Source organism: Streptomyces sp. NBC_00358, assembly GCF_036099295.1.
GTDB lineage: Bacteria > Actinomycetota > Actinomycetes > Streptomycetales > Streptomycetaceae > Streptomyces.
The window spans coordinates 3,697,095-3,718,432 of the sequence record NZ_CP107976.1; the positions used below are offsets into that span (position 1 = coordinate 3,697,095).

17 protein-coding genes are annotated in these 21,338 nt (G+C 70.4%); 5 read left to right on the forward strand and 12 right to left on the reverse strand.

The genetic code is table 11. The annotated features are described in order from the left end of the window. The first annotated feature begins 114 nt into the window (after positions 1-114). Positions 115-537 carry an SCO4983 family protein gene (locus tag OHT01_RS15370; protein WP_328553724.1) on the forward strand — a complete coding sequence of 141 codons (423 nt, stop codon included), beginning with the start codon at positions 115-117 and terminating at the stop codon, positions 535-537. A gap of 169 nt (positions 538-706) precedes the next feature. On the opposite strand, the gene OHT01_RS15375 is transcribed toward OHT01_RS15370, so the two are convergent. The 7 genes from OHT01_RS15375 to OHT01_RS15405 all read right to left on the reverse strand — a co-directional run bounded on the left by OHT01_RS15375 (position 707) and on the right by OHT01_RS15405 (position 8,220). Then, on the reverse strand, positions 707-1,867 hold the full coding sequence (locus OHT01_RS15375; RefSeq protein ID WP_328553725.1) for a hypothetical protein: 1,161 nt from the start codon (positions 1,865-1,867) through the stop codon (positions 707-709). Then, on the reverse strand, positions 1,864-2,670 hold the full coding sequence (locus OHT01_RS15380) for a PP2C family serine/threonine-protein phosphatase (protein ID WP_328553726.1): 807 nt from the start codon (positions 2,668-2,670) through the stop codon (positions 1,864-1,866). Before OHT01_RS15380 ends, OHT01_RS15375 begins: the two co-directional genes overlap by 4 nt. Positions 2,671-2,697: 27 nt before the next feature. After that, positions 2,698-3,459: a vWA domain-containing protein gene (locus tag OHT01_RS15385; RefSeq protein ID WP_328553727.1), complete on the reverse strand. Its 762-nt coding sequence runs from the start codon at positions 3,457-3,459 to the stop codon at positions 2,698-2,700. Positions 3,460-3,476: 17 nt separating this feature from the next. Continuing rightward, positions 3,477-4,628 (reverse strand): hypothetical protein, encoded by a 1,152-nt coding sequence (locus tag OHT01_RS15390; protein ID WP_328553728.1) that lies wholly within the window; start codon positions 4,626-4,628, stop codon positions 3,477-3,479. Between the two features lie 115 nt (positions 4,629-4,743). Continuing rightward, positions 4,744-5,208 (reverse strand): hypothetical protein, encoded by a 465-nt coding sequence (locus OHT01_RS15395; protein WP_328553729.1) that lies wholly within the window; start codon positions 5,206-5,208, stop codon positions 4,744-4,746. Then, entirely contained in the window at positions 5,195-6,181 is a 987-nt protein-coding gene (locus tag OHT01_RS15400) for a serine/threonine-protein kinase (protein WP_328553730.1), read from the reverse strand. Before OHT01_RS15400 ends, OHT01_RS15395 begins: the two co-directional genes overlap by 14 nt. Positions 6,182-6,402: 221 nt before the next feature. After that, positions 6,403-8,220: a phosphoenolpyruvate carboxykinase (GTP) gene (locus OHT01_RS15405; RefSeq protein WP_328553731.1), complete on the reverse strand. Its 1,818-nt coding sequence runs from the start codon at positions 8,218-8,220 to the stop codon at positions 6,403-6,405. A 323-nt stretch (positions 8,221-8,543) separates the two neighbouring features. On the opposite strand from OHT01_RS15405, the gene trhA reads away from it, so the two are divergent. The 4 genes from trhA to OHT01_RS15425 all read left to right on the forward strand — a co-directional run bounded on the left by trhA (position 8,544) and on the right by OHT01_RS15425 (position 12,354). After that, the gene (gene trhA / locus OHT01_RS15410) at positions 8,544-9,257 is read left to right on the forward strand and encodes a PAQR family membrane homeostasis protein TrhA (protein ID WP_328553732.1); all 714 of its coding nucleotides are present in this window, start codon (positions 8,544-8,546) and stop codon (positions 9,255-9,257) included. A 133-nt stretch (positions 9,258-9,390) separates the two neighbouring features. Continuing rightward, on the forward strand, positions 9,391-10,956 hold the full coding sequence (locus OHT01_RS15415; protein ID WP_328553733.1) for an MFS transporter: 1,566 nt from the start codon (positions 9,391-9,393) through the stop codon (positions 10,954-10,956). Positions 10,957-10,961: 5 nt separating this feature from the next. Further along, on the forward strand, positions 10,962-11,624 hold the full coding sequence (locus OHT01_RS15420; protein WP_328553734.1) for a TetR/AcrR family transcriptional regulator: 663 nt from the start codon (positions 10,962-10,964) through the stop codon (positions 11,622-11,624). Between the two features lie 4 nt (positions 11,625-11,628). Continuing rightward, on the forward strand, positions 11,629-12,354 hold the full coding sequence (locus OHT01_RS15425) for a Mut7-C RNAse domain-containing protein (protein ID WP_328553735.1): 726 nt from the start codon (positions 11,629-11,631) through the stop codon (positions 12,352-12,354). Between the two features lie 57 nt (positions 12,355-12,411). Here OHT01_RS15425 and OHT01_RS15430 read toward each other — a convergent pair whose 3' ends face one another. From OHT01_RS15430 to OHT01_RS15450, 5 genes are all read right to left on the reverse strand, one after another. Beyond that, positions 12,412-14,676 (reverse strand): galactose oxidase early set domain-containing protein, encoded by a 2,265-nt coding sequence (locus OHT01_RS15430; protein WP_328558129.1) that lies wholly within the window; start codon positions 14,674-14,676, stop codon positions 12,412-12,414. Positions 14,677-14,819: 143 nt separating this feature from the next. Beyond that, a complete protein-coding gene (locus tag OHT01_RS15435; protein WP_328553736.1) occupies positions 14,820-16,025 on the reverse strand; it encodes a glycosyltransferase family 2 protein in 1,206 nt (401 codons plus the stop codon). Beyond that, on the reverse strand, positions 16,022-17,707 hold the full coding sequence (locus OHT01_RS15440) for an ArnT family glycosyltransferase (protein ID WP_328553737.1): 1,686 nt from the start codon (positions 17,705-17,707) through the stop codon (positions 16,022-16,024). The genes OHT01_RS15435 and OHT01_RS15440 overlap by 4 nt, the downstream gene beginning before the upstream one ends. Beyond that, the gene (locus tag OHT01_RS15445; RefSeq protein ID WP_328553738.1) at positions 17,704-18,966 is read right to left on the reverse strand and encodes a glycosyltransferase; all 1,263 of its coding nucleotides are present in this window, start codon (positions 18,964-18,966) and stop codon (positions 17,704-17,706) included. The genes OHT01_RS15440 and OHT01_RS15445 overlap by 4 nt, the downstream gene beginning before the upstream one ends. Positions 18,967-19,148: 182 nt before the next feature. After that, a complete protein-coding gene (locus tag OHT01_RS15450) occupies positions 19,149-21,185 on the reverse strand; it encodes a thioredoxin domain-containing protein (protein WP_328553739.1) in 2,037 nt (678 codons plus the stop codon). Positions 21,186-21,338 lie beyond the last annotated feature (153 nt).

Below are 21,338 nucleotides of genomic sequence, written 5' to 3' on the forward strand. Positions count from 1 at the left end.
GACAGGCGGTGCGCTCACCCTGCGTACGCGTCGGGCCCCATTCCGCGAACCGGCTCAACTTTAGACGAAATCCAAGCTAGGATGGCTTCCTGTCAGGCACAGGAGGCCATCCCCATGTACGAACCGATCCGCACGAAGTCGGTCCACACGATGGCCGGCACCCCCTCCCCCGACTTTCCGCACCGGTCGCGCGAGGAGGAGCTGGACATCCAGCTCGCCGGTCACCTCGCGGCCCTGCTCGCCGTCACCGACGAGATCCGCGCGCTCGCCCCGTCCGCCGACCTGGACGCCGGCGCCGAGCGGCTCACCGAACAGGTGACCCGGCTGCGCGGCGGCTCCGCCCCGGTCCGCGCCCCGGCCGTCGCGGCACCCCCCGCGCCCCGTCTCGTCACACTCCACCGGCGTGCCCACGCCCTCGCGGGCCGCGCCCTGGTCGTCGCGGCCTCCCGCGCCGACACGGCCGCGGCGATCCTGTCCGCCGAGCGCATGGACGCCCACGCACAGGCCGTCGAGCCCCGGGAGCTGGCCGCCCGCTGATCCCCCGGGCCCCTCGGGCCCGAGGCCCCGCACGGCCCCGGTCCGCGCGCTTCCGAAGCGACGCGCGGACCGGGTGCCACATCCGTCGCGTCCGCCCCGCACCCGGCTCCGCACTCCAGGGGCCGCACGACACCGCCCGGGGGCCGCTGCCGCTCGCGGTGACCGCGGCTCACGCGTTCGCGACGATCACCACCAGGATCACGACCACCAGGATCGCCAGCGCCACCTTCAGTCCCACGGGCCACGGCTCGCCCGGCACCGGTGGCTGCGCGGGCACGCCGGGCACGGGGGCGGCGACCGGGCTGTTGAACACGTCGTGCCCGGTGAGCGCCGCCCTGGTGCACCACGGGCACGAGGTCAGATGCGAGCCGAACGCGTGCAGCGGACGGGCCGGACACACCCGTACCAGCGCGCGCTCCTTGTCCAGGGCGCGCAGCCAGGCCTCCGCCGGGGGCCGGGTGGCGGGATCCTCCACTCCGGGGCCGAAGGCGGAGCGGGCCAGCGCGAGGAGTTCGGGCGGGAGCACGGAGGGGTCGATGGTGCCGCGCGGGATGACGACCCGCTCGGGGCGCACGACGTAGGAGCAGCTCGCGGCGATGTTGTCCTTGACCGTCGACTCGGAGTCGCTGTCGTGCGGGACACCGCCGAAGGGGTGGTTGCCCGCGGTCAGCAACTGGTAGACGAGGACGGCGAGGGCGAATTCGTCGGTGGCGCGGGTGGCGGGACCCCCGGCCTGCCGCTCGGGCGACGAGTAGTCGGTGGTGTGCATCAGGCAGGGGAACAGCTCCCCCGTCACCGGGTCGTTGAAGGCGATGGAGTCGCAGTCGAGGAAGGTGACGAAGCCGTTGGCGTCGACGACGACGTTGCTGCTGGAGAAGTCGCCGATGACGAGGTTGTCGTAGTGCATGCGTGCGGTCATGAAGGCCAGGTTCCACGCGACCCCGAGCAGGAAGCGCCAGTCGGCCCGGTCGGCGAAGAGCTTGAGGCGCTGGGCGCGGGTGAACAGGCCGATCAGCTGCACGTGCTGGGGCTCGCCGAAGCGGCGCATGGCGTAGCCCAGGAACTCGCCCTGCGAGCCACGGGCGAGCGCGGTCGGCCAGGCCAGCTCGGGCGGCTGGGAGGCGTCGGTGGGCCGGGTCACGAGCGGGGACATGGTCAGCATCCGCATCAGCCGCCGCTCCTGTTCGGGGCCCGGCGGTTCGCGGTACAGCTTGACGACGATGCCGGCGTCGCCGACGACCGGGAAGACGGCCGCCTGGCCGCCGCCCTTGAGGGGCAGTTCGGCGAGGGTGACCGGCTTGCCGTCCAGGAACACGGTCAGGCCGCTCATGGCCGCGCCTTGAGCACGGCCCGCAGCAGGGTCTTGTCGTCGGCGTTGAGAGCGGTGAGCCGGTCCGACCTGAGCAGGGTGCCCAGGCCCTCGTGGGCGCTCGCGGTCACCGGACCGGGAACGTCGAGGGAACGGAAGACGGCCTCGGCGAACGACGTGTTCGGGGACAGCGTGCCGCCCCCGGAACGGTTGAGGGCCGCCTGCGCCAGTCCGTCGGTGGACAGCAGCACCCCGTCGATCCCGTCGTCGGACACACAGTCGGTGTGCACCCAGCGCGCCGCTTCCGGCGAGGTGATGAACACCGTCTCGTTGCTGTACTCGCTGGCAGCCTTGGGCTGCGGCAGCAGATGGAACTGCCGCTCACCGTCCTCCGTACCGGCGCGCAGGACGACGAAGCCGTCGCCCACGGTCAGATGACCGAGCCAGCCCCGCGCGAGCACGACCACGGTGAGTGTGGTCGCGAAGTCCGCCGCGTCGGCGCCGGTGCGGTCCAGGAACACCTTGCAGACGTCGTGGAAGGCGTCCTCCAGCAGTTCGTGCACGGCCTGGCCGGGACGGTGGTCCGCCGCGTTGGCGGCCCGGCGCGCGAAGTGCTCGGTGGCCAGCTCCACCGCCAGCCGCGAACCCTCCTCGGAGCGCGGTCTGCTGCCCGCGCCGTCCGCCACGGCGAGGACCGCCACGGACGCCGACACCGTGTAGGCGCAGGCGTCCTGGCAGGGCAGCCCCTGCCGGCGGTGCCGGTATCCCTCGACACTCATTCCGTGGACGCGCCACGGCGTCTCCCGCTCGTCGACTCCGGTCATCAGTCAGGAACCCCATCCGGTCATCGGTCACGATTCCCAGGCCGGGCGCTGTGTCTTGAACTGGCTGAAGATCTTCTCGAAGACCTCGTCGCCCGCGCCCTTCTGTTCGGCGTTGGCACTCGCGGACATCATCTGGAGCAGCTCGCGGAACGGGAATCCCTGCAGTCGGGCGTTGAACTTCGGCGCGAACGACTGGAGCACCTGCTCGCCCCGGTCCGTGATGCCTCCGACGCCGATCGCGTACAGCCGGAAGCGGCGCGCCCGCTGCTCGTCGGCGAGCACCGGGATCAACCGATGCCAGGAGTCGGTGAGATGGCCCGTGGCGTCGGTCGGCAGTCCGTCGGTGACGAGGCAGATCTGCGGCCGGTAGTACTGGAGTCCCGAGGCGCGCAGCTCGGCCTTGCGGGCGGCGACGATGTGCATCGACAGTTCGAGGGCCTCGGTCATCAGGGTGACCCCGGCGGCGGCGAGCTGCGGCGGCTGGAACATGTGGGCGGGCACGAAGGGGCTCACCGGGGCGCGGGGGGCGAGGAGTTGGGGCCCGCGCCAGGCGGCGACGCCCTGGCCGCCGAAGGTGACCACGGCGACCTCGACGCTGTAGCTGAGGCTGACGTCGTCGTGCAGTTCCCGGGTCCACTCCGCGAGCGCGTTGTTGAGCGTCTGGATGGGCTGACCCGCCATGGAGCTGGAGATGTCGAGGCAGAGCACGAGCGGCAGCCGCTGCGCGTTGTTCTCGAACTCGATGTCGGCGTACTCCGCCGGCAGGGTGGGCGGGTATTCGCTGTGCATGGGGATCTCTCCTGGTCTCAGGGCCGGGTGGCCTTGGCATGGCGTCCGGCTGTCGGAGGGAAGGCGTAGAGGACGTCGGAGTCCCGCTCCCCCGCCTCGGTGACGTCGACGAGTCCGCCGGGCGCCGGCGGCGGGCGGCCCGGCTCGGCCCACACCGCCCGGTACAGCACATGACCGATCTCGACATAGCCCTGCGGTTGCAGTTCGGTGCGTACGACGGCGGGCCGGGCGGGGCCGGGTACGTTGCCCACGCGCCGCCCGTGGACGCGGGACGGCGGCGGGACCCTGAGGCGGGTGGTGGCCTCGTCGGGTGCCCGGGTGCGCGGGCGGGGCGCCGTGGCGCCGGGTACGGCGCCGATGCCGGGCGCGGCGAGCGTCCGCCGGGACAGGGTGCCGACGGCGACGGCACGGGCGGAGCGGCGGATCAGGAGGAGGAGCAGTCCGAGGAGGAGGACGAGCACCACGCAGAGGACGGCGAGCACCTGGGTGGCGGTGTCCCAGCCGGAGCCGGCGTCCGGGCCGGGACCGGTTCCCGGGTCGGGGGTGGCGATCTTCCCGGTGTCGCTGTTCCGGCCGTCCTTGCCGTCCTTGCCGTCCTTGCCGGAGGCGGAGGTGTCCGTGGGGGGCGGCGTGCCCCGTGAGGTGCCCGTGAGAGTGCTGGCGGCGTACGTGTGACCGGAGAGGTCGACCGCCAGACCGGAGGCGGAGAGGTCCGCGCCTTTGAGGGGGTGGCCCGCACGGAGCGGGGCGCAGAGGTCCTCGCCGTCCTTGTTCTTGCAGGCACCGGCGTCGTCCAGCTCGGACAGGACGTCCCGCGGCAGCGGGTCGATCGTGGCGTCCTTGGCGACGAGTCTCGCCTTCGGGTCCGCCAGCATGAGCAGTGCCGCTCCGCCCCGTCCGGTGTGGACACCCTTCGGGACCTCGACCACGAGTCTCGGGCGCTGGTCCAGCAGTTTCCGCTCGGAGTCCGTGCGGTGCTCGGTGCTGCCGTCGAACGGCAGCGCCTCGTCGAGGGTGATGCGCACCGTCCCTTTGCCGATCGAGTCGGACCAGCACCTGAGGTGCTCCCCGAAGGTCTCGCCGCACGGCTCGCCGGCCGCCGAGGGTCCCGCCGGCGCGAGCGCGACCAGGAGTCCGGAAAGCATGAGGAAGGAAAGCCGAAGCCGCATGAAGACCCCCCGTGGCCCTAAGAAAACACCCCCGTGGCCCTGAAAGGCACTCGCCCATAGTGGCGGAAAACGGCTGGCGTCCGAAAGGGTTTGAGAAACGCGGCGATTATCACTTCTACAACTCGAACACCTGATGGCATCGGGTGAACATCTGTCTCGCCCGCTCCACCCAATCACTGGCCAAAGCATCGAAATCTGTTTGCGTCATACGACAGGTCAGCGGAAGGTCGCACACCCCCGCGAGACAGGGGCGCGGCCCCCGTACGTCCCAGACGGACAGCATGGGGTGCAGTTGTTCGGTGTTCCACGCGTTCGCGGCGGCCGCCGCGACGGCCAGTTGGTCCTGGCGCAGGAAATGCCCGTCGGTCGCGAAAGCGACCATCAGTCTCTTGGTCGTCATGAAGCGCACGGTGACCATCCGACCCGTTTCCTCCAGGTCGAATCGCATGGAGACGGAAACGGTGTCGGTCGCCGTGTGGAAATTCCGCCTGGCCACCCAGTTCTGCACCAACCGCCGCCAGTGCGTGCCGATTTCGAGGATCTCGTGACCGCGGCCGGGAAAGGAGTCAGGCGTCGCCACGGCCCACCGCCTCGGCGACCATCGCGTCGGTCAGTCCGGCGTCGAGCAGTGCCTGGGCGTGCGACAGCAGACAGGAGGGTACGGACACGCTGGTGCTCTCCTTGCGGCGCTTCATCAGATCCTGGGTGCGCACCTCGATGGTGCGGGCCACCGTGGGCGGCGGCCAGGCGGCCTGCCGGGGTTCCTCCTCCAGCAACCCGGCCAGGAGCGCGCCCAGTCGAGGCCGGTCCTCGGGCCGCTTCGCCAGACAGCGAGCGACCAGTTCCCGCATCGGCCCGTGGATGCCGTCGAGTTCGGGTTCGGCGAGGACGACCCGGTAGCGCACCGCCTCTCCGCTGCCGTGCGGCGGCCGTCCGGTGAGCGCGTACACCAGGACCCCGCCGAGGGAGAAGACATCGCTCGGCGGGCCCACCGCGGCTCCCTTGATCTGCTCGGGCGACATGAACGGCGGGGTGCCGACGACGACACCGACCTGGGTGAGGCCCGGGGCACCGTCCACCCGGGAGATCCCGAAGTCGATGACCCGCGGCCCGTCGGAGGCGAGGAGAACGTTCGCCGGTTTGAGGTCCCGGTGCACCACACGTGCGCCATGGATGGCCTGGAGCGCCTCGACCAGGCCCGCTCCGAGCCGTCGCACCTGCGGCTCGGGCAGCGGCCCGTCGGCGTGGACCGCCTCGGCGAGCGAGGGGCCGGGCACGTACAGCGTTGCCAGCCAGGGCAGTTCGGCCTCGGGGTCGGCGTCGACGACGGCCGCGGTGTAGGCGCCGCTGACCACACGGGCCGCCGCGACCTCGCGCGCGAAGCGCTCCCGGAACTCGCTCTCCGCGGCCAGTTCGGGCCGCACCACCTTCACCGCGACCTCGCGGCCCGCGGGCGAGCGGCCGAGATACACCCATCCCATGCCGCCGGAGCCGAGCCGGCCCACGATGCGGTACGGGCCGATCTTCATGGGGTCGCTGACAGGCGTACGCACCCCGCCCACCTCATTTCGGGGTCCACTGCTGGATGTCAGGAGTGTCCCTCGAAATCCGCGCTTTTTCAGCCGTTCCGGTACGGGCGGGACGGAGCGGACGAAAAAAGCCGGGGCTCCGCACAGATGTGCGCGAGCCCCGGCTGGGTGCTGTCACCGCGGCCGACCTCCGCAACGGTCGCAGGTCAGGGCAACTCGGGTCGGCCGCGGAGCAACGAGGGGCCTCAGCCCAGGCGCTGCACCAGCGCGCGGTACTCGTCCCACAGTTCCGCCGGCGTGTGCTCACCGAAGGTGTTGAGGTGCTCGGGGACCAGTGCGGCCTCTTCGCGCCAGACCTCCTTGTCGACCGTGAGCAGGAAGTCGAGGTCGGCGTCGGCCAGTTCGAGACCGTCGGTGTCGAGGGCCTCCCTGGTCGGCAGGATGCCGATCGGGGTCTCGACGCCCTCGGCCTTGCCGTCGAGGCGCTCGACGATCCACTTCAGGACACGGCTGTTCTCGCCGAAGCCGGGCCACACGAACTTGCCCGCGTCGTTCTTGCGGAACCAGTTCACGTAGTAGATCTTCGGGAGCTTCGCCTGGTCCTTGTCCTTGGCGACGTCGACCCAGTGCCCCATGTAGTCGCCCATGTTGTAGCCGCAGAACGGCAGCATGGCGAAGGGGTCGCGGCGCAGCTCGCCGACCTTGCCCTCGGCGGCGGCGGTCTTCTCGGAGGCGACGTTCGCGCCGAGGAAGACACCGTGGTTCCAGTCGAAGGACTCCGTCACCAGCGGCACGGCGGACGCGCGGCGGCCGCCGAAGAGGATCGCCGAGATCGGCACACCCTTGGGGTCCTCCCACTCGGGCGCGATGATCGGGCACTGCGCGGCGGGCGTCGTGAAGCGGGCGTTGGGGTGCGCGGCGGGCGTCGCGGACTCCGGCGTCCAGTCGTTGCCCTTCCAGTCGGTCAGGTGTGCCGGAGTCTCCTCCGTCATGCCCTCCCACCAGATGTCGTTGTCGTCGGTGAGCGCGACGTTGGTGAAGACGGAGTTGCCCCACAGCGTCTTCATCGCGTTGGCGTTGGTGTGCTCACCGGTACCGGGCGCGACACCGAAGAAGCCGGCCTCGGGGTTGATCGCGTAGAGCTGGCCGTCCTCGCCGAACCGCATCCAGGCGATGTCGTCACCGATGGTCTCGACGGTCCAGCCCGAGATCGTGGGCTCCAGCATCGCGAGGTTGGTCTTGCCGCAGGCGCTCGGGAAGGCGGCGGCGACGTACCTGGACTCGCCGTGCGGCGGGGTCAGCTTCAGGATGAGCATGTGCTCGGCGAGCCAGCCCTCGTCGCGCGCCATCACGGACGCGATGCGCAGGGCGTAGCACTTCTTGCCGAGGAGCGCGTTGCCGCCGTAGCCCGAGCCGTACGACCAGATCTCGCGGGTCTCGGGGAAGTGCGAGATGTACTTCGTGGAGTTGCACGGCCACGGCACGTCCGCCTCGCCCTCGGCCAGCGGTGCTCCGAGCGTGTGCACTGCACGCACGAAGAATCCGTCGGTGCCGAGTTCGTCCAGGACGGGCTGTCCCATACGGGTCATGGTGCGCATGGAGACGGCGACGTAGGCGGAGTCGGTGATCTCGACGCCGATCGCGGAGAGGTCCGAGCCGAGCGGGCCCATGCAGAACGGGACGACGTACATCGTCCGGCCGCGCATCGAGCCGCGGAAGACGCCCTGCTCACCGGAGAAGATGTCCCGCATCTCGGAGGGCGCCTTCCAGTGGTTGGTCGGGCCCGCGTCCTCCTCCTTCTCGGAGCAGATGAACGTCCGGTCCTCGACCCGCGCGACATCGGTCGGGTCGGAAGCGGCGTAGTACGAGTTGGGGCGCTTGATCGGGTCGAGCTTCTTGAAGGTGCCCTTGCGGACGAGCTCCTCGCTCAGTCGCTCGTACTCGGCCTCGGATCCGTCACACCAGACCACACTGTCCGGCTCGGTCAGTTCGGCGATCTCGTTGACCCACGAGATCAGTTCTTTGTGGTTGGTCGGGACGGGAGCCGCGATGTCGCGCGCCACGATTGCTCCTAAATGAGGGGTTTTGTTGTCATGCCCCGTGGGGGCTGCGACCCGGATGCTTCATGGGAATTGGACCCCTGGCGCTCATCCGGTGCCGACCGCACTCATTTGATGATCCGACCGAGTCGCGCATATGTCCAGAGGGCCTCACACCTGAGCGGAGTGAGGATCACCACTCGCCGGAAGGTTTTCCCCCGCTCGCTCCGGGTTCACCGCGAGTACCCCCGACCCTCGGACCACTCGCGTGAGATCATGGCCACTATTGCGGTTCGCTTACGGTGTACTGACGCGTAACTTACGGTTCCGTAGGTACGATTCGGCGCATGACTGCGTCCGTCCCCGACGCGCCCACGGACTCGCCGACCGCCGGCTCCGTCTCTGTGGCGCACTCCCTGTCGGAAGAGATCAAGCCCAAGCTCCGCGGCTGGCTGCACCTCGGCATGTTCCCGGCCGCCCTCGTCTCCGGACTGGTCCTCACCGCCCTGGCGGACTCGACCCGCGGCCGTATCGCCTGCGGAGTCTTCGCCCTGACGGCCTGCCTCCTGTTCGGCGTGAGCGCCCTCTACCACCGCGGCGACTGGAGTCCGCGGATGGACGGCATCCTGCGCAGACTCGACCACGCGAACATCTTCCTGATCATCGCGGGCACCTACACGCCGCTGACCATGCTGCTGCTGCCGGAGGCCAAGGGGCAGTGGCTCCTGTGGAGCATCTGGGCCGCCGCGGCGGCGGGCATCGTCTTCCGGGTGTTCTGGGTCGGCGCGCCGCGCTGGCTCTACACGCCCTGCTACATCGCGATGGGCTGGGCGGCCGTCTTCTTCCTGCCCGACTTCATGCGCACGGGCGGCATCGCCGTCCTCGTCCTGGTGATCGTCGGCGGGCTGCTCTACAGCGCGGGCGGGGTGATCTACGGGATCAAGCGGCCCAACCCGTCACCGCGCTGGTTCGGATTCCACGAGGTCTTCCACTCCCTGACCCTGGCCGCGTTCATCGTGCACTACGTCGGCATCTCCCTGGTGGCCTACCAGCACGGCTGACACCTCCCCCGACTCCCCTTCTTCAGTGGCCGCGGCTCCCAAGCCGCGGCCACTGCGCGTTTCCCGGCACGACGACGGTCTGAAAGTCCCACTGAATTGACAGCAACCATCTTTTGAGAGTTACTCTCATTTCATGGCGACTCCCACGCAAGACAGCGCCGTTCGGCGCGACCCCCGCCGCTGGTGGGCCCTCGGGGCCCTGGTCGCGAGCATGCTCGTGCTCGGCTTCGACATGACGATCCTGAACGTGGCGCTGCCGACGATGGCCCGGGACCTCGGCGCGTCCACCGGTCAGCAGCAGTGGATGGCGGACGCCTACGTCGTCGTCTTCGCCTCGCTGATGCTCCCGGCGGGCCTGCTCGGCGACCGCTTCGGACGGCGCCGGATGCTCATCACGGGCCTCGGCGTATTCCTCGCCGGCTCGCTGGCCGGCTCCCTCGTCGACGACGTCACCTGGGTGATCGTCGCCCGAGCCCTGATGGGTGTCGGCGGCGCGCTGGTGATGCCGCTCGCGCTCGCCGTACTGCCCTCGCTGTTCGGACCCGACGAGCGCACCAAGGCGGTCGGGGCCGTCTCCGCCGCCTCGGCTCTCGGACTGCCCCTCGGCCCGATCATCGGCGGCTGGCTGCTGAACCACTTCTGGTGGGGCTCGGTCTTCCTGGTCAACGTGCCGATGGCCGCCATCGGCATCACCGCCTGCGTCCTCCTGCTCCCCGAGACCCGGGACCCCGCCTCTCCCCGGGTCGACGCCGTCTCCACCGCGCTCACCGCGGTCGGCCTCAGCGTCCTGGTCTACGCCATCATCGAGGCCCCGGCCCGCGGCTGGGGCGACCCGCTCGTCCTCGGCTGCTTCGCCGCCGCCGCCGTCCTGATCGCCCTGCTCGTCGTCCGCGAACGCCGCAGCCCCCGCCCGATGCTGGATCTGTCCCTGCTCGCCCAGCGCGGCTTCCTGCTCAACACGCTCGCCGCGACGCTCGTCATGTTCGTGCTGTCCGGTCTGATGTTCGTGCTGCCGCAGTACCTCCAGGCGGTACTCGGACACGACGCCCTCGCGACCGGCGTGCGGATGCTGCCGATGATGGGCGGGCTGCTGGTCGCCTCCCGGGGCGCTCAGCCGCTGGTCACCCGCTTCGGGGCGCGTGCGGTGATCAGCGCGGGTCTCGTCGTCCTCGCCTTCGCCGCGTTCCTCGGCAGCCGTACGAGCGTCGACGACGGGTACGGCGCCACCGCCCTGTGGCTGTCGGTCGCCGGGCTCGGCTTCGGCTTCGCCGTGGTGCCCGCGATGTCCACCGCCCTCGGCGCGCTCCCCCGCGACCGGGCCGGCAGCGGCTCCGGGCTGCTGATGACGGTGCGCCAGGTGGGCGGCGCGATCGGTATCGCCCTGCTCGGCTCCCTGCTGGCGAGCACGTACGCCGACCGCCTCGACACCTCCGCGCTGCCCCGCGCCGCCGCCGAGGTCGCCGGTGACTCGCTGGTCGGCGCGCATGTGGTCGCCGACCGGCTCGGCGACCACGCGCTCGCCGCCTCCGCGAACGCCGCGTACATCCACGGAATGGACCTGGTCCTGCTGGTCAGCGGGATCGCGGCCCTGGTCACCGCCCTGCTGGCGGCGGCGCTGCTGCCGAGCCCCCGGCGGGCCGCCCCGGTGCCGGAGGAGGACACCGCCATGGCCCCGGCCCCGGCGGATGCCGGACAATAGGAACCATGGCCGCCACCACACAGAGTTCCCCTCCCGCCGCGGAGCCCCAGCCGGGGCTCCGCGAACGGAAGAAGATCAAGACCCGCATCGCGATCCGCGAGGCGACGTACCGGCTGATCGAGGAGCAGGGGTACGACGCGACGACGATCGAGCAGATCGCGGAGGCGGCCGAGGTCTCCCCGTCCACGGTGTTCCGCTACTTCCCGACCAAGGAGGACATCGTCCTCACGGACGAGTACGACCCGCTCCTGGAGCAGGAACTGCGCGAGCGCCCCGCGGACGAGCCGTGGTTCGAGTCCCTGCGTCATGTGCTCAGGAGGGCCGTCAGCGTCGGCAACTCCGAGGACCCCGAGATCTCCCGGCTCCGGACACGGCTGATGGCCGAGGTCCCCGCGGTGCGTTCCCGGATGCTGGAGAGCCTGTCCGTCACCGGGCGGCTGCTGAGCCGGGCGATCGGGCAGCGCTCCGGCCTGGACCCGGACAGCCTGGAGGTCCGGGTCTTCGCGATGTCGCTCATCGGCGGCCTGGTGGAGACCTCCCTGTACTGGGCCGAGACCGGCCAGGGGGACGACCTGGCCGATCTGTTCGAGCGCACCATGAACGTCCTGGAGCACGGTCTGCCACCGCGAAACCCGGAGGACCGGGGCACACCCCGCATGACATCCTGACCGCGTGAACGGACCGGAGATCCACATCGAATTCGCCCCCGAACTGGGGCTGTTCGTCCCGCACGCCCGCCGCGCCGAAGCCACCCCCGTCGGCACCGACGGCACCTCCACCCTCGGTCATGTCGTCGAGTCGCTCGGCGTCCCGCTGACGGAGGTCGGCGCCCTGGTCGTGGACGGGCGCGAGGTGCCCTTCTCGCACATCCCGGCGGCGGACGAGTCCGTGCGGGTCCTCGCGGTCGAACGCCCGCAGCGAATCCCCGGCGCGCCCCTGCGCTTCCTCCTCGACGTGCACCTCGGCACCCTCGCCCGACGGATGCGACTGCTCGGCGTCGACACGGCGTACGAGTCCACCGACATCGGCGACCCGGCCCTCGCCGCCCGTTCGGCGGCCGAGCGGCGGGTGCTCCTCAGCCGCGACCGCGGACTGCTGCGGCGCCGCGAGCTGTGGGCGGGCGGCTTCGTCTACAGCACCCGGCCCGACGACCAACTCCGCGACGTCCTCGGCCGGTTCGCTCCCGAGCTGAAACCCTGGACGCGCTGCACCGCGTGCAACGGCCTGCTCCGGACAGCCACCAAGGAGCAGGTCGCGGACCAGTTGGAGAGCGGCACCGAGCGGTCGTACGACGTCTTCGCCCAGTGCGTCGAATGCGGGCGCGCCTACTGGAAGGGCGCGCACCACGACCGGCTGGAGACCGTCGTGGAGCGCGCCCTGGCGGAGTTCGGGACCTGAGACTTCTCGGGCCGACGAGTCGGCCCCGGATGGCGTCCGGGGCTCGACCGCGTACTTCTAACGCCTGATCAGATCCCTTGCCCCGCAGGCCAGTCCATCCCCGCTGGGGTCGAGTCCCAGAGGATCGTCCTTGCCGTTGATCCTGAGCCGTCCGTAGTCGTTCTTCTTCAGCCAGGCGCAGCGGGAGGCCGTCGTCCTCTTCACGCCGTCCGGGAAGACCGTCGGCACGCAGACGTTGATCGTGCCGTAGTGGCGGTCGCAGCCGGAGATGGTGGTGGACACCTTCTGCGAGGTCCGCTTCCTGCCCGCCCCGGTCACGGTTCCCGTCAGGGAGTCGGCGAAGGAGTGGACGTGCGCCGAGGCGGTGTCGGTGGCGAGCGCGGACGGGCCCTGGAGATGCACCCATTTGGCCACCGAGGGAACGCCGTTGGCGTCGACCGCGAAGAGCATGTACCAGCCGGGCGGCGCCATGTTGGGGTTGCTCGTCACATTGAGGTCGACGTTGTCGCCGTCCACGCTCAGCGGCAGGTCCACGAACCGCTGGTTGGGATCGGAGGAGTGCGTCACCGCGGCGGGCCGGATCAACTCCGCCTTCACGATGGGCCGGTCGACGGTGATGCGCTGGGTGTCCCCGTACACCCACTCGTCGTCGATCACCGAAGTGATCGCCGGGCGGGTGCCCTTGAGGAGGTACGGCGGGGTGTAGACGGACACGTCGTGGTTCCAGGTGCCGTTGCCCGGGTTGTCGCCGGTGGCCATCACCCGGCCGTCGGGCAGCAGGAACGCGGAGGAGTGGTAGCCGCGGGCCTCCGGGTCGGCGGCCACCGGGTCGAAGGTCGTGGTCGCGGGGTCGAAGATCGACGCCTCGTAGACGGGGTTGGCGCGGTTGTGCAGTGCTCCGCCCGTCTCCAGGACCTTGCCGTCGGGCAGCAGGACGGCGGAGACGTACATCTTGCCCTGGGCGCCGGTCTCGGCCACCTTGCCGTTGCCGAGGTCCACCGTGCCCTGCGGGATCTGCGGGCCGACCGTGTACGCCGGGTTGGCGGCCTTGAGGTCGATGATGTCGGTGAGCCGGTTGGCGTCGGGGTTCGAGTCGATGTTGCCGCCGCCGACGGTCAGGACCTTCTGGTCCTGCGCGGGAGGCAGCAGCACGCTCGCGGACTGGTCGCGCTGGTCCTTGTTCTGCAGGCCCGGGACCGCGGTCGTGGTGTTGGCGTCGTAGTCGTAGACCGCCGAGCCGGTGCCCGGGGTGCCGTTGCCGAAGACGTGGCTGCCCGAGTAGAAGAGTCGGCCGTCCTGCATCAGGATCATCGACGGGTACAGGCCCCAGAACGACCACGTCTGGTTGACCTGCCACAGCGGCAGCCACTGCTGCTGGGAGTTCGAGAAGCGCTCGGCGGTCACCGAACCCGACGAGTCCTCGCGCAGCCCGCCGAACGAGATGATGTCACCGTTGCCCAGCTCGGTGGCGGACGGATACCAGTGGCCGTCGTTGAGGTCGTTCGTCCTGCTGTACGTCTCGGTGGCCGGGTCGAAGATGTACGAGTCCTTGTACCCCTCGTACCCGTGGCCTCCCGCGACCGGGAACGCCTTGTTGCCGCTGAGCACCAGGACCCGCCCGTCGGCGAGCTGGACGTGCCCGGAGCAGAACATGTCCTTCGGCGTGGGGATCACCGTGTACGAGCCGGTCGCCGGGTCGTACACCGCCGACGTGAACGTGCCCGCGTCGAAGTTCTCCTCACTGTTCCCGGAGCCCGCGATCAAGAGCACCTTGCCGTTGTTCAGCACGACGGAGTGCATGGAGCGGACCGGGTTCTGCGTGGGCAGGACCGTCCACTTCCCGTTCGCGCACTCGTCGGCCGTTCCCGTGCAGGTGGCCGGCGGAATCGGGTCGGAGACCTGTTCCATCGTGTAGTCGTCGGTGGTCGCCGAACCCGTCCCGTACACGGAGACGCCCCAGGTGATGCGGTCGGTGCCCGCCGGGACGGCCGGGGTGCGCACCGTCGCCTGCGTCCAGGCCGCCGCCATGTCCAGGGTCTTGAGGTCGGTCCAGTACTGCCAGCCCGCCGTGGTGTCGTGCCGGAAGAGCGTGATCGCCGCGTCGGGCGTCGTCGTCCTGTAGTACAGCCCGAGGTCGTACTGTTTGCCCGCGGTGACCACCGGCGCGCACGCGGTGGACTCGGTGATCAGCGCCTTGCGGTCGCCGTCGACCCGGCGGGTCAGCGTGACCTTCATGGCCTTGGAGCCCGAGTGGGCGTCGGTCACGGTCGCGAAGCCGAAGTCGTTGTCGCCCCAGCCGGACTTCTCCCAGCAGGACGGCATGCCGTCCGTACCGGCGGTCTCGAAGCCCGGGTTCGTGACGAGGTTGGCGGCGGACGCGGGCTGCGGCGACACGAGCAGCAGCCCGGCGGCGAGGCCCGTCACGGCCAGCAGGGCGGTTCTCCGCCGTGGTCTCACCCGGATTCTCACGCGGTTCTCCTTGCGGTACGGCTCCCACGCCGGCCCTCGCTGCCGCGGCGCGGCAGATAGACCAGCGCTTCGGTCCCCACGAAGCGCAGGACGAAGGTCGTCACCAGGGCCAGTGCCGTGGCGGACAGGACACCCATGCCGAAGTGGTGGACGAAGAACGCGATCAGCGGGATGCGCAGCACCAGATCGGCGTTGGCCAGCAGCGCGAACCGGCCCACCCGGTCCCAGCGGCCCCGGTGCCTGCGGCGCTCACGGAACAGCAGCTGTTCGATGAGCAGGAAGTTCCAGGCCACGCCGAGCTGGTTGGCGAGGATCTCCGCCGGTACGTAGTGCAGTCCGGCGGCGGTGAGCGCGTACAGCCCGAGCAGGTTCGGCAGGAAGCCGGTGGCGCCGATCAGCCCGAAGACCACCATGCGGGCGACCGGCGAGGCGGTGCGCAGCCCGACGAGATGGCGCAGGAACCGGAACCCCTCCCGCGCACTCGACTTGGACTCGCCCGCGAAGCGGTCCTGGAAGACGAAGGGCACCTCGGTGACCTGGCGGGGACGGCTGCGCACGGCCAGTTCGAGGAGGATCTTGTAGCCGAGGGGCTGGAGGATGTCGGCGGTGACCGCGCTGCGGCGGATCGCGAAGAAGCCGCTCATCGGGTCGCTGATGCCCCGCAGCTTGCGCGGGAAGAGCGTCTTGGTCAGCCAGGTCGCGCCGCGCGACACGGCGATCCGGTAGCCGCCCGCGAGCCCCTCCCGGCTGCCGCCCTTGATGTACCGGCTGGCGACCACGAGGCCCGCGTTCACGCGCTCCCCCGAGGCGACCAACTCCGGTACGAGGGACGGCGGATGCTGGCAGTCGCCGTCCATGACGACGATCCACTGGGAGCTCGCCGCCTTCAGCCCCTCGACGACCGCGCCGCCGAGGCCGCCCTCGGGCACCTCGCGGTGCAGCAGGGTCACCGGGAACGGGCAGTCCCGCGCGGCCTCGGTGATCACCTCGGGGGTGTCGTCCGTGGAGTCGTCCACGAAGACGACCTCGCAGGGCAGCCGCGCCGGCACCGACTCGCTGATCTGGTGCAGCAACTCCCTTATGTTCGCGGACTCGTTGAAGGTCGGGACGACGATGGTGACGGCACCGGGTTCCGGTACCTCGACGGCGCGTACCGCCGGATCGCCCAGTTCGTCCGGGACAGTGCTCTCGAAGCTGCTCATCGACTGCCTCCGGAACGGGCTGTGTTGGTGGTGTAGGCGCCGGCGGTACCGGTGGTCGTGTCGTCGATCCGCCGGATCTCGATGCGGTCCGCGCCCGTTCCGAACGTGGCGACGGCCTTGGAGTGCTCGATCGCGGCCTTCACGTTGGGCAGGTCGACCGCGTCGCGCCGCACGGTCGGCGACGCGACGACGTAGTCGAGGTCCTTCCAGCCGCGCGGCAGCGTCTTGGTGACCGCGGGGTCGAGATCGGCCTTGTAGAACCAGATGGCGCCGAGGCCCGGCCGGTAGCCGTCGTGCACCAGGTCGAGCCAGAGCGCGTCGTCGACCAGGACCCGGGTGTCCTCGGGGTCCCGGACCTCGGTCCGCAGCCATGAAGAGGCCGCCCGGTAGGGGGCGTTGGCGTCGGCGGTCACGGCCGTGCGATCACCGTCGTACCACCGGGGCACGACCCAGGCACCGGCGGCCACCACCAGCACCACCGCCAGCCCGCGGCGCCCCCACGTCACATACGAGCGCTCCTCCTCGGTCCGCCGTCTGCGCAGCACGGCGTGGGCGACACTCGCGGTGCCTCCGGCGAGGACGAGAGCGAGGAAGGGAAGCGCCTGGATGACGTACATCGCGGGCAGGTAGCCGTTGGGACGCATGGCCACCAGGGCGAGGATCGCCACCGTGAGGGCGGGTCCGGCCAGGGCGCGCGCGGTCACCGACCAGCGGAAGGTGACCAGGAGCAGCAGGGCTCCCGCGAGTCCGCCGAGCGGCAGGACCCGGTCGTAGTACAGCCAGGAGTGGAGCACCCCGTACGAGCCGGTGCCCCGCTCCAGGATGAAGCCGGAGCCGGGGCGGCTCATCTGGTAGGTGATGCCCTCCCAGAGCGAGACATGGCCGCCGCCCGGCAGCAACTCGCCCTTGAGCAGGGCGAAGAGCGGGTAACCGGCGCCGATCAGCACGCAGGCCGTGACGGCTCCGGTCAGCGCGAACTTGCGGGTGTCGCGATGGCTGTGCCGCCACATCGTGACGAACAGCGCGGGCAGGACGACCAGCATCGTCTCCTTGGTCAGCACCGCGGTGGCGGCCGCGAGGCCCGCGGCGAAGTGGTGCCACAGGTGGCGGCTCGGCGACGCGGCCAGGCAGAACGCGAGCAGCGTCCACATCACCGCGATGTTGTCGAGGAAGATCTCCCGCTGGAGCACGACCGAGAGCGGGGACAGCCCGAAGAGGAGCATCGCGAGACCGGCGGCCCATCGCGGCAGCGACAGCCGGCGCGCGAGGACGTACAGCAGGACCGAGCTCACCGCGCTGACCACGAGCATCGCGAAGCGCATCGAGCCGACGGTCATCAGCGACGGTCTGACGTGCGCGGGGATCCAGGTCAGACCGGCTATCTGGATCCAGCCGAGCGGCGGATGGTCGTACCAGTAGGTGTAGTGGGCCAGGCCCTTGCCCTGCTGGACGGCCCAGGCCTGGGCGAGGTAGGTGCCCTCGTCGTCGCTGAGGGTCGGGTAGGCGGTGATGTTCCAGCCCTGCACGACGAGGATCGCCGCGAGCAGTACCGCGCACAGGATCAGGTCGGAGCGCGAGCCGCGAAAACGCGGTGCCGGAAGGGATGTCGGGATGATTTTGGGCGCACGAGGCCGCTGCGCGGGGACCGTGGGTGTGGTCGCCGCGGGAAGGGTGGAGGTCACGCAGGAACGTCCTCTCGGATCACGTCGGTGAGATGCGCGCCGACATGACTGGTCAACTCCCAGTCGTTGCGCCCCCGTTGTTCGCGCCATACGGCGCGCACGGCGGCACCCGCGAGCAGCACCTGATAGAAGGGACCGCCGACGACGAGCTTCAGGTAGTGCACGGGCCGAACGCGAAGCCCGTACTGCTTGCCGAAGTCGTGCAGTCCGACCAGCTCGAAGACGAAGGTGACCAGGGCGGTCACGGCCGGCAGGAACGTGATGAACGCGATCCCGACGGGGACGTCCAAGAAGAGCGCGACCGCCACGTTGAGCGGAATGATCACCCCGGAGATCGCCTGGAGATACGGCGTCATCAGTGTGTAGCGGGCGAGCAACCGCTGCCCGAAGCGCGGCAGTTGCTTCCAGTCGCGCTTGCGGTAGACCTGAAGGAAGCCCTGGTTCCACCGGGTGCGCTGCTTGAGCAGCGACATCAGGGAGCCGGGCGTCTCCTCCTTGGTCACCATGTCGGAGTCGTACGCGACGACGACCTTCTTGCCGGCGCTGGACAGCCGGACGCCCAGGTCGCAGTCCTCCGCCAGGCAGTCGGGATCCCAGCCGTCGGCCTCCCGCAGGACCGTCGTCCGTACGAAGACGGTGTTGCCGCCGAGCGGGATGAACCCCTTCAGCGCGTGCAGATGAAGGCGCGAGCGGAACCAGAAGAAGTACTCCAGGCAGTTGCGCAGGCTGTACCAGCTGGACTGGAAGTTGATGAGCTGCACCCCGCCCTGGACGACGTCCGCCCCGGTCGTGCGGAACGCGTGGTCGACGTGGGCGAGCAGCTCCGGATGGACCTGGTCCTCGGCGTCGAAGACCCCGACCACATCGCCGCGGCAGTGCGGCAGGGCCGTGTTCATGGCCTTCGGCTTGTTCTTCTTCTCGTGGTGGTCGACGACGACCCGGACGCGCGGATCGCGTGCCTCGGCACTCCGGGCCACCTCGGTGGTCTCCGGGTCGTCGTGCCCCACGATGACGATGATCTCGAAGTCGGCGTGGCTGGATTCCAGCAGCCGCTGAATGGTGCGGTCGAGCACGGCCTGTTCGTGCCGCGCGGGCAGCAGGAGCGAGAAGGACAGACCCTCACCCCCGTCCGGTCTGCTGAACCGGGTGGAGGCCAGCACTTCGGGCGTACGCCACGCGTGCATCTGCCACCACAGGGTGAAGGCAGCCATCCAGAAGAGCGCCAGAGAAACGGCAGCGATAAAGACAGACGTGAGCAACAGATCCCCCCAGATCCCAAAACCCCCAGTCGCGACAGGGTGTTACCCCCGTCGCGTCACCGGGGCGAGACTATGGGCGGTCTGTGAAGCGCACAGGTTCTTCCGGTGAAGGTCGTGTTTCGTCCCACTCTGCCGACTTGCTGAACAATCAGCGCTCTAGGGGTGTTTGAACCGGTTGGTAGTCACGGGTTTCGGCCGTTCAGAGCCGTGCGAAGTCGGCCGGGATCGGTCGTCGGGACATCGCACGCGAAGTTACGGCAGACGTACGCGGCCGGTTTGCCGTCCACCAGGGAGCGTCCGGACAGCAGCGGCAGCTCGTCACTCTCCGGAGCTCCCACCGCCACGACGGCACCCGGCGCGGTACCCAGAAGTGCCGCTCGCCGCAAGGCCGTTGTGGCCGGATCGGTCCCCTCCCCCACCACCGCGACCTCCCGGGGACCGTCGAGCAGCGCCTCGGTCACCGCGAGCCCCCACCCGATGAAACGGGGCGCGCGCGGCCCGAGGGTCTTCACGACGCCCAACGCCCGTTCGGCGGCGGTGCGATGGGGCTCCGCACCGGTCTGCGCGGCGTACGACAGCAGCGCCCCGGCCGCCGCGCTCCACCCCGAGGGCGTGGCGTTGTCGGTGGGATCCTGCGGCCGGCGGATCAGCCGCTCGGCGTCGGCCGCCGTGTCGTACAGGGCACCCGACCCGTCGTCCGTGAACTGCGCGAGGACATGGTCGAGCAGGAATCCGGCGAACTCCAGCCAGACGCCTTCCCCGGTCACGGACGTCAGCGCGAGGAAGCCCTCGGCGACGTCCGCGTAGTCCTCCAGCACCCCCGCGTGGGCGCCGACCCGGCCGTCCTTGCTGGTACGGGCGAGGCGCGCCCGGTCGTCCATGTGCAGCCGTACGAGGAGGTCGGCGGCACCGATCGCGGCCTCCACCAGATCGGGGCGGTCGAAGTAGGCGCCGGTCTCCGCGAGGGCGGCCACCGCGAGCCCGTTCCAGGCGGCGACGACCTTGTCGTCCCGCCCGGGGGCGGGCCGCCCCGCGCGCGCCGCGAGCAGCCGCGTCCGCACGGAGGCGATCTTCTCGGCGTCGAACACCTCTTCCTGCTGCGGAAGTTGGAGCACGGAGGCACCTTCCTCGAAGGTGCCCTCCTCGGTGACCCCGAAGTACCGGGCGGCGAGTTCCGCGTCCGCGTCCCCGAGCACCTCACGCAACTGCTCGGGAGTCCACACGTAGTACGCGCCCTCGACATGCCTGCCGGTGCCGTCGTCGCTGTCGGCGTCCAGAGCGGAGGCGAAACCGCCCTCGCTCGTGCGCAGTTCGCGCACCAGGAAGTCCGCGGTCTCCAGAGCGACCCGCCGGGCGAGCTCGGAGCCGGTGGAACGCCAGAGATGTGCGTAGACCCGGCAGAGGAGCGCGTTGTCGTAGAGCATCTTTTCGAAGTGCGGGATCACCCACTCCCGGTCGACGGAGTAGCGGGCGAAGCCGCCGCCGAGCTGGTCGTAGAGGCCACCGCGCGCCATGCGCTCGCAGGTGTCGACGGCCATCTGCAGAGCGCCCTCGGAGCCGGTCCGCGCGTGGTGGCGCAGCAGGAACTCGATCACCATGGACGGCGGGAACTTGGGAGCCCCGCCGAATCCGCCGCGCGCCGCGTCGTAGTCCCGGGTGAGTCCGAGCAGCGCGCCGGCCAGCTCCTCCTCGCCCGGCACCTGGCTGTCCCCGAAGGACAGCTCGCGCTCGGCGAGATCCCGCGTGATCTTCCCGGCGACCTCGGCGACCTCGTCCCGCCGGTCGGTCCAGGCGCCGGACACGCCCTCCAGCACCTGCCGGAAGGACGCCATGCCGTGGCGGGGCTCGGGCGGGAAGTAGGTGCCGAAGTAGAAGGGCTCGGCGTCCGGCGTGAGGAACACGGTCATCGGCCAGCCGCCCTGCCCGGTCGCCGCCTGCACCGCCTCCATGTAGACGGCGTCGACATCGGGCCGTTCCTCGCGGTCGACCTTGACGCTGACGAAGCGCTCGTTCAGATAGGCGGCCGTCGCCTCGTCCTCGAAGGACTCGTGGGCCATGACATGACACCAGTGGCAACTGCTGTACCCGACGCTCAGCAGAACGGGCCGGTTGCTTCTGCGGGCCTCGTCGAAGGCCTCGGCCGACCACGGCCACCAGTCGACGGGGTTGTCGGCGTGCTGGAGCAGATACGGGGACGTCTCATGGGCCAGTCGGTTCACCCTGCCACTCTCCCACGGTGTCCGGGACGGCGGAGAAGCGCGGGTACGCCGGGCGTGGCCCGGCCGGGGACAACTTCACGAGGTCGGCGTACCGGTCCGCGGGCGCCCGGTGTCCGCGCGCCAGGTACCGGAGCCGGAACCCGGGCCGCCGCC

Excerpts from the sequence above, each read along its gene's own strand:
- OHT01_RS15435 (WP_328553736.1), bottom strand. The coding sequence starts at position 16,025 with ATGAGCAGCTTCGAGAGCACTGTCCCGGACGAACTGGGCGATCCGGCG.
- OHT01_RS15420 (WP_328553734.1), top strand. The coding sequence starts at position 10,962 with ATGGCCGCCACCACACAGAGTTCCCCTCCCGCCGCGGAGCCCCAGCCG.
- OHT01_RS15390 (WP_328553728.1), bottom strand. The coding sequence starts at position 4,628 with ATGCGGCTTCGGCTTTCCTTCCTCATGCTTTCCGGACTCCTGGTCGCG.
- trhA (WP_328553732.1), top strand. The coding sequence starts at position 8,544 with ATGACTGCGTCCGTCCCCGACGCGCCCACGGACTCGCCGACCGCCGGC.
- OHT01_RS15430 (WP_328558129.1), bottom strand. The coding sequence starts at position 14,676 with ATGCCGTCCTGCTGGGAGAAGTCCGGCTGGGGCGACAACGACTTCGGC.
- OHT01_RS15415 (WP_328553733.1), top strand. The coding sequence starts at position 9,391 with ATGGCGACTCCCACGCAAGACAGCGCCGTTCGGCGCGACCCCCGCCGC.
- OHT01_RS15375 (WP_328553725.1), bottom strand. The coding sequence starts at position 1,867 with ATGAGCGGCCTGACCGTGTTCCTGGACGGCAAGCCGGTCACCCTCGCC.
- OHT01_RS15385 (WP_328553727.1), bottom strand. The coding sequence starts at position 3,459 with ATGCACAGCGAATACCCGCCCACCCTGCCGGCGGAGTACGCCGACATC.
- OHT01_RS15380 (WP_328553726.1), bottom strand. The coding sequence starts at position 2,670 with ATGACCGGAGTCGACGAGCGGGAGACGCCGTGGCGCGTCCACGGAATG.
- OHT01_RS15370 (WP_328553724.1), top strand. The coding sequence starts at position 115 with ATGTACGAACCGATCCGCACGAAGTCGGTCCACACGATGGCCGGCACC.